Source organism: Streptomyces sp. NPDC002935 (genome assembly GCF_040611295.1).
In the GTDB taxonomy this organism is placed as follows: Bacteria; Actinomycetota; Actinomycetes; order Streptomycetales; family Streptomycetaceae; genus Streptomyces.
The window spans coordinates 34356-49925 of record NZ_JBEXNW010000001.1 but is presented as its reverse complement, the minus strand read 5'-3'; the positions used below and the strand labels follow the sequence as shown (position 1 = coordinate 49925).

Below are 15570 nucleotides of genomic sequence, written 5' to 3'. Positions count from 1 at the left end.
TCACTCGCCGAGTCCGACGAGCCGCTCCGCGACCGTCTTCGCGGCGGCTCCGAGCATGATCGTGTAGTGGTTGGAACCCTCGATCAGCTCGGCGGGGAGGTTCGGGGACCGGCCGGTCCAGCGTTCGACGACGGCCGCCGGCAGCATCGGCGGCTCCTGACCGAGCAGCCCGCGCGGCGCGTGCAGCAGCAGAGCCGGGACGGAGAGCCGCGCGAGGTCGGCGGAGAACAGGTCGGCGGAGGCCAGCAGGTCGCGCCCGTCGTGCCGCACGGCCTCCTCACGCGCTTTCGAACGCCGAGCGCCCTGGGGCCCGGTGAGGTCGTAGCGGACGTAGGTCTCGATGTCCGCGTTCCATTCGGGGCCGAGCGCCGGATGGGCGCGGAAGAACTCGACGTAGTCCTGGTCGGTCCCGAACGTCCGGCTGAGGCGGGCCAGCGCCGGGCCGAGGGTGACGTCGAGGATTCCGTCGAGGTCGGCGCCCGGTGGCACGGGGAGGGGCAGCCCGCCGTCCACGAGCAGCAGCCGGTCGAACACCTCGGGCCGGCGCGCGGCCGCGCGCAGCGCGATGTACGCGCCCATCGAGTGCCCGGTCAGGGCGACCGGGCGACCCGCGCCCAGGTCCTCCGCCAGGCGGCACAGATCCGTGGCGTGCCGGTCGAGGCCGTACGGGCCGGGGGTGTCGGCGCTGCCGCCGCGTCCGCGCAGGTCGGGCGCGAACAGGCTCCACTCGTCGGGGAGTCGGCGGGCCAGGGCGCCGAAGGCCATCCCGGAGGCGGTGATGCCGTGTGCCGCGAGTGCGATCCGCGGCCCCCGGCCGAACCGCAGGACGCGGAGGGTTCCGCTGTCGACGGGCAGATCGAGTTCGGCCGGTTCGTTCATGCGCTCTCCTGGTCGTCGCTGGTGGGCGCCCCGACGGTGGCGGCGGCCGTGCGGTTCCTGGCGGCCGGGTCACGGAGCGGCGAAGGCGTGCTCCTTGGAGAGGGGTGGGCCGCGTTTCGAGAAGCTAGCAAGCCGCCTCCCGGGCCGGAAGGGGGCCGTGGTCGAAAGGGGGCCGTGGTCAAAAGGGGGCCGTGGCCGGCGGAGAGGTGCCGGGGGCGGCCAGAAGAGGTGAGCGGCCGAGAGGGCGGTCGGCCGGCGGGCGGGAGCGCGGGAGTCGCCTCGCCCTCTGGGCGCCACGCGTCCGGGACGCCACGCGTCCGGAGAGCTACGCGTCCGGAGAGCTACGCGTCCGGAAAGCTACGCGTCCGGGGCGCTCCACCCTTGCCGCCGCAGGACTTCCGACACGTCCGGTGCCCGGTAGTGCTCGCCCTTGAGCACCTTGCCGTCGGCCCGGCGGGCGACGTGGCCGTCGGGGCCCAGCTTCGTCATGTTGGACCGGTGGATCTCGGCGATCACCGTGTCGAGGTCGATCCCATGGACCAGGGCGGTGCCGTACGCCACGTACACGACGTCGGCGAGCTCGTGCGCCAGCCGGTCGAGCGGGCCGTCGACCGACACCTCGACGACCTCCGCGGCCTCCTCGGCCAGCAGTTCACCGCGGTGTGCGGCGAGCTTCGGGGAGACCTCGGTCGGGGTATCGCGGGCATCGAGGCCGAAGGCGAGATGGAACTCACGGACCAGGGACGCCGGAGACCCCGCCGGAGAAGGGGAGGCTCCGGAAGCGCTGTCGGCCGGGGAAGGGGCCGGAGAGGAGGGAAGCGGGACCTGGGGCAGGGAGGACGACTGCATCCGGCGAGCCTATCGATCCGCCGGAACCCCCATGTGAGTCCCGCCCTGGCCAGGACCGCCCGCGGACTGGCAGGATCGCGCGCATGTTCCAGGCACTCCCCCGTATCGGCCGACGCCGCGCGCTGTTCGGCTCGGCGACCGCTTTCGCGGTCGTCGGGCTGCTGTTGTGGTGGCTGCTGCCGCTGGGCGAGGAGTCCCCGAGCGGGACGATCACCTTCAGTACGGGCACCCCGACCGGGGTCTACCAGATGTACGGCAAGCTCCTCCAGGGCGCCATCGCCAAGGACATGCCACGCCTGGACGTGCAGCTGCTGAACAGCGACGGATCGCAGGAGAACGTCCGGCGGGTGGCCACGGGCAAGGCCGACTTCACCATCGCGGCGGCCGACGCCGTGGAGACGTACATACTCCAGAACAAACCGGGATCGGGCCGGCTGCGCGGCTGCTCGCGGCTCTACGACGACTATGTGCACCTGGTGGTCCCGCTCTCGTCGTCCGTGCGGTCCGTGGCGGACCTCAAGGGCAAGACGGTCGCCGTCGGGCCGAGCGGGTCCGGGGTGCGGCTGATCGCGAACCATGTGCTCCAGGCGGCGGGGCTGGACCCCGACACGGACATCAAGCCCCTCGACAACGGCATCGCGACCATGCCCGACCTGCTCAAGCAGCACAAGATCGACGCCTTCTTCTGGTCGGGCGGACTGCCCACGAGCGCCGTGCTGGAGCTCTCGAAGGCCGACGACATCAGGCTGGTGCCGATCGGCGGCGACCTCATCGAGAAGCTGCACGAGCAGGGCGGTGCCTCCCGCTACTACCGGTCCGCCGTGATGCCCGCCGACGCCTATCCCAAGGCGCAGCGCGGCTCCCCCGTACAGACGCTGGCCGTCGCCAACTTCCTGATCACCCGGGAGGACGCGGATCCGGAACTCACCGAGGAGCTCACCCGCACGGTGATCGCCAGCCGCGACCACATCGGTGCCGTGGTGCACGCGGCCCAGCTGGTGGACCTGCGCACCGCGATCTACACGGACCCGCTGCCTCTGCACGAGGGCGCGCGCCGCTACTACCGGTCGATCAAGCCGTAACCCACGGCAGCACCATCCGGCTGCTCCATCGGGCAGCTCCATCCGGCAGCTCCATCCGGCTGCTGAAGCCACGACGCCGCCCGACGACCGAAGCCGCGACCTCACCCACCAGCCGAAGCCGTAGCACTCGGCCGCTGAAATCGAGCGCGCGCCGCCGCTCGGCTTCAGGCTCGGGCCGTCCGCAGGACAGCGCCCCCGTGCCGTCTTCGGAGCCCCGCAGGGCCTCTCAGGCCACCGGACCCGACCTCGGCACCGTCACCGTCACCCGCAGGCCGTGCGGTTCGTGGTGGTCGTACGCGATGGAGCCGCCGCCCGCGGCGAGCAGGGCCCGCGAGATGGACAGGCCGAGGCCCGAACCCTTGACGTTCTGATGGACCGCGCTGCGCCAGAAGCGGTCGCCGATCCGGGCCAGATCCTCGTCGCCGAGGCCGGGGCCGCCGTCGGTGACCACGATGGTCGAGGACTCGCCGTTCGAAGCGACCTTCACCTCGACGCTCTCCCCCTCGGGCGTGAACTTGACCGCGTTGTCGATCACCGCGTCCAGCGCGCTGGACAGCGTGACGGGGTCGGCCCACGCGGTGACGGGCGGGCAGTTCCCCGTCAGGTGCACGCCCCTGCTCTCGGCGACCGGCTGCCAGGACGCCACACGCTCGGCAGCCAGCGCGCCGATGTCGGTGAGGCGCACATCGGCCTCGGCGTGCTCGGCGAGCGCCAGGTCGAGCAGGTCGTCGAGCACCTGGGTGAGGCGCTTGCCCTCGGTGCGGACCGAGGCGATCTCCTCGTTGCCCTCGGGAAGTTCGAGGGCGAGCAGCTCGATGCGCAGCAGCAGCGCCGAGAGGGGGTTGCGCAGCTGGTGCGAGGCGTCGGCGACGAAGGCACGCTGCTGCTCCAGCACGTCCTCGACGTTGTCCGCCATCTCGTTGAACGACCGGGCCAGGCGCTGGAGTTCCGGCGGTCCGCCGGCGGCCGCGACCCGGGACTTCAGGCGTCCGGTCGCGATGTCGTGGGTGGTGGCGTCGAGGACGCGCACGGGTCTGAGCACCCAGCCGGTGAGGCGCAGCGCGGCGCCGAGCGCGAGCAGCATCGCGGCGATCTCGCCCGCGCCGATGATCAGCCAGCCGTTCAGGGTCTTGGAACGCATCTGGCCGGTGGGCGAGTCGGTGACGACGACCGCGACGACGTCGCCGTCCCTGATGACCGGGGAGGCGACGACGAGACGGTGGTGCTGCCAGGGCCAGACCTGCTCCGGGTCATGGCTGCGGCGGCTGACGAGCGCCTCGTTGAAGGCGTCGCGGGCCGCTCCCTTCCTGGGCAGGGTCCAGGTCTCCGGGGCGTTGGCCATGGGCTTGTCGTTGCGGTAGAAGACACCGGCCCGGATGCCGTACACCTCGTAGTAGCGGGAGAGTTCGGTACGCAGGGTCTCGCCGCGCTCGTCCGGGAAGCCTCCCTGGGAGCGGCTGGGAGCCTCGGTGACGTACTGGGCGAGGGCCCCGAAGCGCGCGGTGTCGTCGATGCGGTCGACGACCACGCTCTGCTGCTCGGCCGCCGCGACACTCGCCGCGAGCGGGATGCCGAGCGCGAGCAGTACGGCTGCCATCAGGACGATGAGCAGCGGGAGGAGACGTGTGCGCACGCGTGCCCGCTACGAAGCCGGCGCGACGAGCCGGTACCCGACGCCGCGCACGGTCTCGATCAACGCCGGCATGCGCAGTTTGGAGCGCAGGGACGCGACGTGCACCTCCAGGGTGCGGCCGGTTCCTTCCCAACTGGTACGCCACACCTCGCTGATGATCTGCTCCCGGCGGAACACCACTCCGGGCCGCTGGGCGAGCAGGGCGAGCAGATCGAACTCCTTGCGGGTCAGCTGGACCGTCGAACCGTCCACGGTGACCTGGCGGTTGGGGAGTTCGATGCATACGGGGCCGAGGCGCAGCATGGTCTCACCGGAGCCCGCCGCGTCGTCGTGGACGCTGCGCCGGCTGACGGCGTGGATCCGGGCGAGCAGTTCCCCCGTGTCGTAGGGCTTCACCACGTAGTCGTCGGCGCCGAGGTTGAGGCCGTGGATGCGGGACCGTACGTCCGCGCGCGCGGTGACCATGATCACCGGCGTGGCGGTCCGCTTGCGGATCTTGCCGCAGACCTCGTAGCCGTCCTGGTCGGGCAGCCCGAGGTCGAGCAGGACGACGCCGAACCCGTCGCTCTCCGGGACCAGCGCCTGCAGGGCCTCTTCGCCGCTGCGGGCGTGTGTGACGTCGAAACCATGCCGTGCCAGCACCGCGGACAGGGCGGCGGCGACGTGATTGTCGTCTTCGACGAGGAGCAGTCTCATTCCGGCCCCCTCCGCTTCATCGGTCGTATGATCTGTGCTTGTAGAACGCGGTGCACGCGCGCGTGCACCAAGGAAGTCACGCCGATGGACAAGGACGGCGTCAAGGGGCTTCGGGTTGCGTGGGGCTTCCGTTACCCAGCCGGTACGCGCATCTGTACGGGCTGCTACGACGCGTGTCCGATTGCTACCGGATCGTGATGCTCAAGTTCCCCTCAGATGTAATGACGCTGGTCGTACGGCGTTACTACTGTCCTCCGAAACCGACGAGGACGGAGCCCGAAAGCGATGACCGACGTATCGGTGGTCAAGGACGCCATGCCCGCGACCGACGAACTGGTCGTCCTGAAGAGCGTCAACAAGCACTTCGGCGCGTTGCACGTGCTCCAGGACATCGACCTGACGATCACCCGTGGTGAGGTCGTCGTGGTCATCGGACCCTCCGGGTCCGGAAAGTCCACGCTGTGCCGCACCATCAACCGCCTGGAGACGATCGATTCGGGTGACATCTCGATCGACGGCAAGCCGCTGCCCCAGGAGGGCAAGGGGCTCGCCCGGCTCCGGGCCGATGTGGGCATGGTCTTCCAGTCGTTCAACCTCTTCGCGCACAAGACCGTGCTCGAGAACGTGATGCTGGGACAGATCAAGGTCCGCAAGACCGACAAGCGGACGGCGGAGGAGAAGGCCCGCGGGCTGCTCGACCGCGTCGGTGTCGGTACGCAGGCGGACAAGTACCCGGCACAGCTGTCGGGCGGTCAGCAGCAGCGCGTCGCGATCGCGCGGGCGCTGGCGATGGACCCCAAGGTCATGCTCTTCGACGAGCCGACCTCCGCGCTGGACCCCGAGATGATCAACGAGGTCCTCGAAGTCATGCAGCAACTGGCCCGGGACGGCATGACCATGATCGTCGTCACCCACGAGATGGGCTTCGCTCGTTCGGCTGCCAACCGCGTCGTCTTCATGGCCGACGGCCGCATCGTCGAAGAGGCTGTGCCGGACCAGTTCTTCAGCAATCCGCGCAGCGACCGTGCCAAGGACTTCCTCTCGAAGATCCTTCACCACTGACGTCCCCGCGCGTGGGGATCCTGACGTCCCCACGCGCGGGGGACCACTCACGTCACCTGACCGTCGATGGCCCGTACTTCTTCACTCAAAGGATGTTCACCATGAAGCTCCGCAAGGCAGCCGCCGCCTCGGCCGCCGTCCTCGCTCTCGCCGCGACCGCCACCGCGTGCGGTTCGGACGACAAGAACGACAGCGGGTCCTCGCCCTCGGGCGGCGGCAAGATCAAGGTCGGCATCAAGTACGACCAGCCCGGTCTCGGCCTGAAGCAGCCGGACGGTTCCTACGCCGGATTCGACGTGGACGTCGCGACCTATGTGGCCAAGCAGCTCGGCTACAAGCCCGACCAGATCGAGTTCGTCGAGACCAAGAGCGCCGACCGTGAGAACGCGCTCGCCCGCGGCGACGTGAAGTTCATCGCGGCCACCTACTCGATCACCGACGAGCGCAAGCAGAAGGTCGACTTCGCCGGCCCGTACCTGCTGGCCCACCAGGACCTGCTCGTCAAGTCCGACTCGGACATCACCAAGGGCACGGACCTCAACGGCAAGAAGCTCTGCTCCGTGACCGGTTCCACCTCGGCACAGAACGTCAAGAAGACCATCGCCCCCAAGGCCAACCTGCGTGAGTACAGCGGCTACTCGGAGTGCATCGCGGGCCTGCAGAGCGGCGCCGTGGACGCGGTGACCACCGACGACTCGATCCTCGCGGGCTTCGCCGCGCAGGACAAGTACAAGGGTCAGTTCAAGCTCGCCGGCCTCAAGCTGAGCAACGAGAACTACGGCATCGGCGTCAAGAAGGGCGACACCGAGCTGGAGAAGAAGATCAACGCGGCGCTGACGAAGATGGTGGCCGACGGCGCCTGGCAAACGGCGGTCGAGAAGAACTTCGGCCCCGCGAAGTACAAGAACGAGCAGGCCCCGAAGATCGGCGTGATCGTTCAGTAACGCTGGTTCACCAGGTCACGCAGGGACCCTCGGGCAACGCAGGAATCCGCGGTTCACGCGGGGTTCCGCAGGTGTGCCGCCGCCCGCCGCGATCGCGGCGGCGGCATGCCGCGTCCACCCCGTCCGCCACGTACGCCACCACCCGGAAGCGCGGGAGATCGTGTTCGACTTTCTTCAAGGTTACGACGTCCTAGAGGCGTTCTGGATGACGGTGAAGCTCACCGTCTTCTCCGCCGTCGGCTCCCTCGTCCTGGGCACCCTGCTGGCCGCGATGCGGGTCAGTCCGGTCCCGCTCATGCGCGGGTTCGGCACCGCCTACGTGAACATCGTCCGGAACATCCCCCTGACGGTCATCATCGTCTTCAGCTCGCTCGGTCTCGCGGACATCTTCGGTGTCACGCTGGGCGCGCCCGACAACTTCGAACTCCAGGGTTTCCGGCTCGCGGTGCTCAGTCTCGTCGGCTATCACGCGGCCTTCGTCTGCGAGGCGCTGCGCTCCGGCATCAACACCGTCCCGGTCGGGCAGGCCGAGGCGGCCCGCGCGATCGGGCTGAGCTTCAGCCAGACCCTCCGCCTCGTCGTGCTGCCGCAGGCGTTCCGTTCGGTCATCGTCCCGCTGGCGAACGTGCTGATCGCGCTGACCAAGAACACGACCGTGGCCGCCGCCATCGGCGTGGCCGAGGCCGCCAGCCTGATGAAGACGATGATCGAGAACGAGGCCCAGACGGTCCTCATCGCCGCGTTCTTCGCCTTCGGGTTCGTGGTCCTGACCCTCCCCACCGGCCTCATTCTCGGCTGGCTGGGCAAGCGACTGGCGGTGAAACGATGACCTCCGTCCTCTACGACGCCCCCGGTCCCCGGGCCAAGCGCCGCAATCTGCTCCTCTCGGCGGTCTTCTTCGTCCTGCTCGCCCTGTTCCTGTGGTGGATCTGGATGGCGATGGACGACAAGGGCCAGCTGAAATGGGACCTGTGGGAGCCGTTCACCACGGCGGACGCGTGGAGCACGTATCTGTGGCCGGGTCTTCTCGGCACGCTGAAGGCGGCCGCGCTGAGCATGGTGATCGCCCTCCCGCTGGGCGCCGTCTTCGGTATCGCGCGTATGTCGGACCACCGTTGGGTGCGTGTTCCGGCGGGCGCCGTGGTCGAGTTCTTCCGCTCGATCCCGGTCCTGCTGCTCATGCTGTTCGCGAACGAGCTCTACGCCAAGTCCGGGAACATCGCCAGCGAGGACCGTCCGTTCTACGCGGTCGTCACCGGCCTGGTGCTCTACAACTCCTCGGTCCTCGCCGAGGTCGTACGGGCCGGCATCCTCGCGCTTCCCAAGGGACAGACGGAGGCCGCGTACGCGATCGGTCTGCGCAAGGGCCAGACGATGACCAGCATCCTGCTGCCGCAGTCGGTCACGGTGATGCTCCCGGCGATCGTCGGCCAGCTCGTGGTCATCGTGAAGGACACCGCGCTGGGCGGCGTGATGATCGGGTACTCGGAACTCCTCACCGCGCGCAGCACGCTCGCGGCCAACTACGCCAACGTCATCCCGAGCTTCATCGTCGTCGCCGTCATCTTCATCGTGGTGAACTTCGCGATCACCAGCTTCGCCTCCTGGCTGGAGGGCAGGCTGCGGCGCGGCAAGAAGACGACCGGCGCGGTGCTCTCCCCGAACGACGCGTCGATCGCCGGTACCGCGGCGACGGGAGCGGGCGGGGGCGGATTCTGACGAGTCGTCCGATGAACGGTTCATCGATCTGACACGACGGGGGCAGTGGCGTGATCGCCACTGCCCCCGTCACTTGACGCAAGCAGCGGCAATGGGTTGCATACGTTCTGTGATCGTGCACCCCGCTCCACCTGCCTGTTCCCGTACGTCCCTCAGGACACAGCTCCGGGCAGGGGGCACCGCGTCGTGGACCCGGTGATCATCGTCGGAGCAGGGCCCGTCGGGCTCACGCTCGCCCTTGCGCTGGCGCGCCAGGAGGTCCCCTCCGTGGTGCTCGACGAGGGACCGGGCAAGGACGAACAGCGGCTCGCGCGGACCGTGGTGCTGCGCGAGGACACGGTGGCGCTCGTCGAGCGGCTCACGGGACTCCCTCTCGACGACGCCGGCTTTCATTGGGCCGGATGGCGGTCGATGCGACGCAAGCAGGTGATGAGCCAGATCGCGTTCGGCGGGGAGAGTTCCGGGAGCACGGAGAGCGCGAACGGCGCCGCCGGTTCCCGGCTCGCCGAGACCGCGCGGGGCGAGGGTCCTCGGGGGGCCCTCGCCGCGCGCGGCACCGGCGGATCCTGGGGCGCGGAAAGCCCCCTGGAGGGCGAGGAGTTCACCGCCCCGCTGCACATCGCCCAGCACGCGCTGACCGGCGCCCTGCGCGAGGCCATCATCCACGAGCGGCTCATCAAGGTCGCCGTGCACAGCCGCCTCGACTCCGTCGACCAGGAGACATCGGGCGTCACAGCGCACACCCGGGGACCCGACGGCACCTGGTGGCGCGGCAGCTTCCTGGTCGGCTGCGACGGACCGCGCTCGACGGTGCGCAAGCTCCAGGACATCCGCTTCCCCGGGCGTACCGCCGTCGAACGGCACGCCGTTGCGGCCTTGCGTACGGAACTTCCGTGGCCCGGCGAGGCGTTGCTGCACCGGATGCCGCCGTGGCGGACGTCCGGCCCCTCGGCGGGCGAGGTGACCGCGCGTCCCCTCGCCGAGGACGTGTGGCGTCTGGACTGGCTGCTGCCCCCGGGCAAGGACCTGGTCACGCCCGACCTGCTGGTGGCGCGGATCCGGGAGACCCTCGGAGGCTGGAGCGGGGGCACCACGCCCGCGTACGAACTGCTGGACACCGGAGTCCACACCGTCCACCACCGGCTCGCCCGCCGGTGGCGCGTAGGCCGGGTCTTCCTCGCCGGCGACGCCGCCCACCTGCTCGGCGCCCTCGGCACCCAGGGCCTGGACGAAGGGCTGCGAGACGCCGACAACCTCGCCTGGAAGCTGGCACTCGCCTGGCACCACGGCCCGCACGCAGCACTCCTCGACAGTTATCAGGCGGAGCGGCGCGCCGTGGTCGCCGCCCGGCTGCGCGCCGCCGACCAGGTACTGCCCCTGCTGCGGAGCGGCGGCGGTCTGCGCGCCTACGTCCCCGGATCCGCTCGCGGCCACGACGCGTTGCTCACGGACGGCCACCTGGGTCGCGGACCGCTGGGCGCGCCGGGGGCGTACACCGACTCCCCGCTCGCGCCTCCGCACGCCGAGTCGCACGCCCCCGTCGCGACCGAGCCCGGCGCACCGGTCGTCGATGTGCGGGTGACCGCGGAGGACGGCTCGTTCGTGCCCCTGCGGGAGCGGCTCGGCCGCGGAGTCCTGCTCGTCGTGCTGATCGCCCCGGGTACGGGTGTGTGGGAGCGCAAACACTGGGTGACGGCCGGCATCATGCCCCGGCTCGCCGCCGCCGTGACCGCCCTGCCGCACCCCGCCGAACTGCTCGTCGCGGAGAGCTACCCGGGTGCGGCCGCGCACACCGTGCTCCTGGTCCGCCCCGACGGACACCTCGTCACCGCGTTCGGCGGGGTCCGCCCGGCCGATCTGTACGAGGCGGCCGAGGCGGCCCTCGGCGGACCGGCGGAGGCGGAGGCCGCCGCGGAGGCGACGGCGGGCAGCAGTTGAACGCTCGGTAACCGGTTGAACGGTCCGTAGCCGTCTGAGCTGGGGTTTTCCAGATCCTTGAGCATTCCTGGTCCAGATGGTGACGGTGAGTTGACCGGTCTGCGCCACCATGGTGTACTCCGGATCGTGACCGACACCTGTGTGCGCCTGTGGCGGAGGGTCCATATGGACCTCGTCCGCTATGCGGGCTGCGTGTGTCGTCCGTCCTTCTGACTTCGCATCCTTTCCCCCGCGCGCCGCTCTCGTGCCACCGCGCGCTCCTCTCGCGAACCCTCAGGACGGTCCGAGTGTCTGTGTCACCCTCTGTCTCCGCGTCCGCCGCCGTCTCCGCCTCCGCCGCGGTCGCCGCCGCCCCTCATACCCCCACCCAGGCCGACCTGCTCGCCTTCGTCCGCCGCACGGCAGCCGACGCCGAGCTGATCGCCTCGCTCCCCCTCGACCCCGAAGGCCGCACGTGGGTGCGGCTCGAAGGCCCCGGCGGCAGCGAGGCCTGGCTCATCGGCTGGCCGCCCGGCACCGGAACGGGCTGGCACGACCACGCCGAATCGGTGGGCGCCTTCCTCACCGCGTCGGGCGAGCTCAAGGAGCACTCACTCGCCGCCCGGCTGCCCGCCGACGGCTGGAAGACCCTGGAACTCACCGAGGAGATCGACCGGCAACGAAAGCTGCCCGCGGGTACCGGCCGCTCCTTCGGCCGCCACCACGTGCACGAGGTACTCAACGAGTCCACCGAGAGGCACGCGATCTCGGTCCACGCCTACTACCCGCCGCTCCCGCAGATCCGCCGGTACAGCCGTACGGGCCAGGTGCTGCGTCTGGAGCACGTCGAGCGTCCGGAGGACTGGCAGTGAGCACCCCGCCGCCCGTGGGCATCGACGCGTTGCTGGAACAGGTCCGCGCGGGCCTGGACCGGGTGGAGGCCGAGGAGGCGTTCGAGGCCGTACGGGCCGGCGAAGCGCTTCTGGTCGACACCCGGTACGCCGCGCTGCGCGAACGCGACGGCCTGATCCCCGGCGCCCTCGTCGTCGAGCGCAACGAACTGGAGTGGCGGCTGGACCCCACGGGCAGCCACCGCGCCCCGGAAGCCACGAGCCATGACCTGCGGGTCGTGGTGTTCTGCAACGAGGGATACGCGTCGAGCCTCGCCGCCGCGTCCCTGCGCCGGTTGGGGCTCCACCGGGCCACCGATCTGGTCGGTGGCTTCCAGGCGTGGAAGCAGGCCGGTCTTCCGGTCGTTGCGGCCGACGCGACGAGCTGACCGCCACACCCTCACAGAGGCCGGCTCTCGCACGTGCAGGAGCCCGGCGGGAGACGGCCTCACCGGGGGGAGGCCGCACCACTCCGCGGCGACGGTCTCCCGTACGCGCGGGAGCCGGTCTCCCGTACGCGCGCGTGACCAGCTCGTGTACGCACCGGTGACCATCGCCCCTGCGTCAGCGGGACCGTCTCTCACACCGGCGGGACGGAGCCGTTCCCACGGAGACGTACTGCCCGCTCGTATCTGGACCGGGCGCCCCATGTTGTAAGGGGCGCCCACCTTTGCGTACCGCCCCTTACCTCTCACTCCTGGGCGGTGGCCACTGCGACGGGGCGCGTCCGCAGGGCCACGCGTGCGGGCAGGGCTGTCGCGACCAGGACGAGCAGTCCGGCGACCGCGACGACCGTCACGTGGACGAGCGGGGTGATCGCCGGGGCGGCGGTGCCCGTCATACCGACGCTGAAGGCGGTCAGGACGGCGAGGGCGATACCGCTGCCGAGCGCCGTGGCGAGCAGCAGCACCGACAGTGCCTCGGTCCGCAGCATGCGCAGCACCTGACGGCGGGTCGCTCCGGCGAGACGGAGCATCGCGAACTCGCGGACCCGTTCGGAGACCGACATGGCGAGCGTGTTGACGACGGCGATGGCGGTGAAGGCCAGGACCAGTCCCATCGCGAGGTAGTTCACCTCGGCGTTCGCCTGTCGGCGCTCCGCCTGGATGGAGTCGGCGGTGGCCGGAGCGAGAACACGCACCGCCGGGAACTCACGGAGCGTAGTCGCGAGTTGTGTCTGTGTGCGGGCCGTGCTGACCAGGACGGAGGTGGCGAGTGGGTTGTCGACATGGCGGGCGACCAGGTCGTGGGCGAAGGTGAGGTCCCCGAATCCGAGGCCCTTGGCGTAGACGGCGGCGACCGTCAGGCGGACGGGCGTGCCGTCACCGAGGGTGAGCCGCAATGTGCTTCCGGGCGTCAAGTGGAGCTGGTCCGCGGCGAGTTCGCTGACGGCGACGGTGCTGTTCCCGAGGTCCTTCAACGAGCCCGCGGTGACGTCCGGGTCCCAGGTGCGGGACAGGCCGGCCGGAGTGACGCCCTGGGCCGCGTACTTGTCGAGGCCCACGCGGACGGTCGTCCGGACCACCTCGGTGACGACGTCGTGCCGGGTACGCAGCCGACGGGCGGCTTCGGCCGGGACGCCGGGTCCCTGCGCGGCGAGCACCCAGTCGGCGCGGATGCCCTCGCGGGCCTGGGCGCGGGCGGCGTCCCCGAGGGTCGGCTGGACGAAGAGAACCGTGCAGGTCATACCGATGAGGAGGGTGAGGGGAGTGACGACGGAGGCCATGCGGGCGGCGTTGCCGCGGAGGTTGGCGCGGGCGAGCCGGCCCCCGGGTCCGGACAGCCGCAGGGGGCCCGCGAGCAGGGCCGCGGCCGCCCTGACCAGCAGCGGTCCGAGCAGCGCGACGGCGCCGGCGAGGACCACGACGGCCAGAAAGGTCACCGGAGTCGAGGCGGGCTCGGTGCGCAGCACGCTGAGCACGGCGACCAGGACGGCTCCTGCGGCGAGCAGTACGAGACCGGCGAAAACACGTCCCCAGGCGGGGCGTGCGCGCTCGATCCGGGCTTCGGCCAGCGCCTCTGCCGGGCGGATGCGGGCGACGCGGCGGGACGAGATACGCGCGGCGGCCCAGGCTCCGAGCAGGGTGGCGGCTACAGCGGCGAGCAGTGGGAAGACACTGACGGTGTGCTGAAGCGTGGCCGGGACGGCGCCCAGCCGGACGAATCGGCTGTGCAGCCAACTTCCCAGCGGCAGACCCATGAGTGCGCCCGTGACACCGGCGGCGGCCCCCACGATCAGGGCTTCCCGGCCCAGGAGTGCGCGGATCTGACCCGAGGTGGCGGCGATGGCACGCAGCAGGGCGAGTTCACGATGGCGTTGCTGGACCGAGAGCGCGAAGGTGCCGACGACCACCAGGACGGCCACGAGCAGCGAGGTGCCGCCCATCGCACCACCCATGCTGACGAGTTCGGTTCGGGCGGCGGCCGCGTCCAGGAACTCGACCGGTCCACGGTCGTCACCCGTACTGACCTGCGCGGTGGTGCCGTTCAGCGCCTTGGCCACGTCCTCCTTGAGGACGGCGAGGTCCGTGCCGCTGTCGGGCAGCACCCCGAAGGCGGTGACCTGCCCGGGGTGCGCGGCCAGCCGCGTGGCCTCGGCGGCGGAGAAGAAGAGGGAGGTCTGGTGGCGCACGTCGGTGGCGGGCGCGGCGATTCCGGTGACCCGGTAGGTGCGTGGAGACCGGGTCGACTGGACGGTGAGCCGGTCGCCGGGCTTCAGGTGGGCGCGCTCGGCGAAGCGACGGTCGACGACGAGGTCGGTGTCGGCCTCGGGCGCGGTGCCGGTGGTGAGCCTGTACGGGGTCAGCGCGGCGGATGCCCAGCTGTGACCGTAGGCGGGCCGGTCCTTCTCGACGCTCGCGTTGGGGGTCAACGGCTGGGCCAGGAAGGTCAGTTCGGGGACGACTCGGGCCACGCCGGGAATCCGGCGCAGCCGGGCGGCGAGGTCGTCCGCGAGCCAGGCCCGTTCGGCGATCGGTTTCGCCTTGTGTTTGACCTTGGTCTTGCCCTTCTTGTGCTTGACGGTCGTCTGGTGGACGTTCTGGTCGGCGGAGACCACGACCGGCGCCGCGGCATAGTGCTCGGTGCGGATCGTGCCGCGCAAGCCGGTTTCCAGGAGGGTGCCGCAGGCGGTGATGAGGGCGGCCGCGCACATCAGGGCGAGAAAGGCTCCGAGGAAGCCGCCCTTGCGGGCCCGGACGGTCTTCAGTGCATAGCGCAGCATCATGACCGGTCACTCTCTCTTCTGCTGTGGGGCGCCGACTCGTTCTCGGGTGCGCTGTCAGGGGCGGGGAGAGCCAGGAACCGGGTGAGTACGGTGCGCGCGCCAGCCGGGGTCTCGGCGTCCGGGCGCTTGTAGCGGTTGAGGAGCGCGATGTACTCCTCGAAGAAGGCGCGGAGTTCGGGGAGCGTGAGCCGGATGCTGCCGCGTGAGTAAGGGAAGGCGTCGGCCCAGGGGTCCTCGATCGCACCGGCCCGTAGCTGTGCCTGCGCGAAGAGTTCGAGGTCGGCGGCGTAGGCATGGTGGTTCAACTCGTCCATGACAAGACGCATCTTGGGACTCTGCCGACTGCGCGGCGGGAAGCGTCGGTCGCCGGGAACCGCCCGCCACCAGCGCTCGCGGCCGTGCCCGTCCGCCGCGGCCTGTTCCTCGACGAATCCGTAGCGAGCGAGTTCGCGCAGGTGGTAGCTGGTGGCTCCCGTGTTGAGCCCCAGTTCTCGGGCCAGGGTCGCCGAGGTGGCAGGGCCGTGCAGGGTGAGGTGCTGCAGGATCCGCTGCCGACGGGGCTGCGCGAGGGCCTTGAGCGCGGCGAGGTCGGAGAGTTCGGTGGGGGCGGGCGGCCCCTTCGGGGGCGGCGTCTCCTGTGTGCCGGGTTCCCTGTGCCATGCGTACACAGTCG

Annotated in this window: 15 protein-coding genes; 9 read left to right on the top strand and 6 right to left on the bottom strand. The window is 70.6% G+C overall.

Going from position 1 to position 15570, the window contains the following annotated elements:
• Both ABZX90_RS00205 and ABZX90_RS00200 read right to left on the bottom strand, forming a co-directional pair.
• Positions 1 to 879: an alpha/beta hydrolase gene (locus tag ABZX90_RS00205; protein WP_351121611.1), complete on the bottom strand. Its 879-nt coding sequence runs from the start codon at positions 877 to 879 to the stop codon at positions 1 to 3.
• 357 nt (positions 880 to 1236) lie between these two features.
• Positions 1237 to 1728: a MazG nucleotide pyrophosphohydrolase domain-containing protein gene (locus tag ABZX90_RS00200; protein ID WP_351121613.1), complete on the bottom strand. Its 492-nt coding sequence runs from the start codon at positions 1726 to 1728 to the stop codon at positions 1237 to 1239.
• Between the two features lie 83 nt (positions 1729 to 1811).
• Here ABZX90_RS00200 and ABZX90_RS00195 point away from each other — a divergent pair, with 83 nt between their 5' ends.
• Entirely contained in the window at positions 1812 to 2810 is a 999-nt protein-coding gene (locus ABZX90_RS00195) for a TAXI family TRAP transporter solute-binding subunit (RefSeq protein ID WP_355200484.1), read from the top strand.
• Between the two features lie 226 nt (positions 2811 to 3036).
• Here the strand turns inward: ABZX90_RS00195 and ABZX90_RS00190 are convergent, their stop codons facing one another.
• Both ABZX90_RS00190 and ABZX90_RS00185 read right to left on the bottom strand, forming a co-directional pair.
• On the bottom strand, positions 3037 to 4443 hold the full coding sequence (locus ABZX90_RS00190) for a HAMP domain-containing sensor histidine kinase (protein WP_351121619.1): 1407 nt from the start codon (positions 4441 to 4443) through the stop codon (positions 3037 to 3039).
• A gap of 9 nt (positions 4444 to 4452) precedes the next feature.
• Positions 4453 to 5139 (bottom strand): response regulator transcription factor, encoded by a 687-nt coding sequence (locus tag ABZX90_RS00185; RefSeq protein ID WP_351121622.1) that lies wholly within the window; start codon positions 5137 to 5139, stop codon positions 4453 to 4455.
• 285 nt (positions 5140 to 5424) lie between these two features.
• On the opposite strand from ABZX90_RS00185, the gene ABZX90_RS00180 reads away from it, so the two are divergent.
• From ABZX90_RS00180 to ABZX90_RS00145, 8 genes are all read left to right on the top strand, one after another.
• Positions 5425 to 6201 (top strand): amino acid ABC transporter ATP-binding protein, encoded by a 777-nt coding sequence (locus ABZX90_RS00180; RefSeq protein ID WP_351121625.1) that lies wholly within the window; start codon positions 5425 to 5427, stop codon positions 6199 to 6201.
• 101 nt (positions 6202 to 6302) lie between these two features.
• Complete coding sequence (locus ABZX90_RS00175) at positions 6303 to 7145, top strand: glutamate ABC transporter substrate-binding protein (protein WP_355200481.1); 843 nt, start codon at positions 6303 to 6305, stop codon at positions 7143 to 7145.
• A 160-nt stretch (positions 7146 to 7305) separates the two neighbouring features.
• Complete coding sequence (locus ABZX90_RS00170; RefSeq protein ID WP_351121737.1) at positions 7306 to 7974, top strand: amino acid ABC transporter permease; 669 nt, start codon at positions 7306 to 7308, stop codon at positions 7972 to 7974.
• Positions 7971 to 8864: an amino acid ABC transporter permease gene (locus tag ABZX90_RS00165; RefSeq protein ID WP_351121630.1), complete on the top strand. Its 894-nt coding sequence runs from the start codon at positions 7971 to 7973 to the stop codon at positions 8862 to 8864. The genes ABZX90_RS00170 and ABZX90_RS00165 overlap by 4 nt, the downstream gene beginning before the upstream one ends.
• Positions 8865 to 9050: 186 nt before the next feature.
• Positions 9051 to 10802, top strand: a complete 1752-nt coding sequence (locus tag ABZX90_RS00160) for an FAD-dependent monooxygenase (protein WP_355200479.1) — start codon at positions 9051 to 9053, stop codon at positions 10800 to 10802.
• A gap of 126 nt (positions 10803 to 10928) precedes the next feature.
• Positions 10929 to 11015, top strand: a complete 87-nt coding sequence (locus ABZX90_RS00155) for a putative leader peptide (protein ID WP_318722129.1) — start codon at positions 10929 to 10931, stop codon at positions 11013 to 11015.
• Positions 11016 to 11089: 74 nt separating this feature from the next.
• Positions 11090 to 11653: a cysteine dioxygenase gene (locus tag ABZX90_RS00150; RefSeq protein WP_355200477.1), complete on the top strand. Its 564-nt coding sequence runs from the start codon at positions 11090 to 11092 to the stop codon at positions 11651 to 11653.
• Positions 11650 to 12060 (top strand): rhodanese-like domain-containing protein, encoded by a 411-nt coding sequence (locus ABZX90_RS00145; RefSeq protein WP_355200475.1) that lies wholly within the window; start codon positions 11650 to 11652, stop codon positions 12058 to 12060. Before ABZX90_RS00150 ends, ABZX90_RS00145 begins: the two co-directional genes overlap by 4 nt.
• 302 nt (positions 12061 to 12362) lie before the next feature.
• Here the strand turns inward: ABZX90_RS00145 and ABZX90_RS00140 are convergent, their stop codons facing one another.
• Positions 12363 to 14897 carry an ABC transporter permease gene (locus ABZX90_RS00140; protein ID WP_355200473.1) on the bottom strand — a complete coding sequence of 845 codons (2535 nt, stop codon included), beginning with the start codon at positions 14895 to 14897 and terminating at the stop codon, positions 12363 to 12365.
• Positions 14894 to 15565, bottom strand: a complete 672-nt coding sequence (locus ABZX90_RS00135; protein WP_355200471.1) for a helix-turn-helix domain-containing protein — start codon at positions 15563 to 15565, stop codon at positions 14894 to 14896. The genes ABZX90_RS00140 and ABZX90_RS00135 overlap by 4 nt, the downstream gene beginning before the upstream one ends.
• Between the last annotated feature and the right edge of the window lie 5 nt (positions 15566 to 15570).

What these genes read in the sequence shown, in the direction of transcription:
- ABZX90_RS00180 (WP_351121625.1), top strand. Translation starts at nt 5,425, where the DNA reads ATGACCGACGTATCGGTGGTCAAGGACGCCATGCCCGCGACCGACGAA.
- ABZX90_RS00175 (WP_355200481.1), top strand. Translation starts at nt 6,303, where the DNA reads ATGAAGCTCCGCAAGGCAGCCGCCGCCTCGGCCGCCGTCCTCGCTCTC.
- ABZX90_RS00200 (WP_351121613.1), bottom strand. Translation starts at nt 1,728, where the DNA reads ATGCAGTCGTCCTCCCTGCCCCAGGTCCCGCTTCCCTCCTCTCCGGCC.
- ABZX90_RS00205 (WP_351121611.1), bottom strand. Translation starts at nt 879, where the DNA reads ATGAACGAACCGGCCGAACTCGATCTGCCCGTCGACAGCGGAACCCTC.
- ABZX90_RS00195 (WP_355200484.1), top strand. Translation starts at nt 1,812, where the DNA reads ATGTTCCAGGCACTCCCCCGTATCGGCCGACGCCGCGCGCTGTTCGGC.
- ABZX90_RS00185 (WP_351121622.1), bottom strand. Translation starts at nt 5,139, where the DNA reads ATGAGACTGCTCCTCGTCGAAGACGACAATCACGTCGCCGCCGCCCTG.
- ABZX90_RS00140 (WP_355200473.1), bottom strand. Translation starts at nt 14,897, where the DNA reads ATGATGCTGCGCTATGCACTGAAGACCGTCCGGGCCCGCAAGGGCGGC.
- ABZX90_RS00165 (WP_351121630.1), top strand. Translation starts at nt 7,971, where the DNA reads ATGACCTCCGTCCTCTACGACGCCCCCGGTCCCCGGGCCAAGCGCCGC.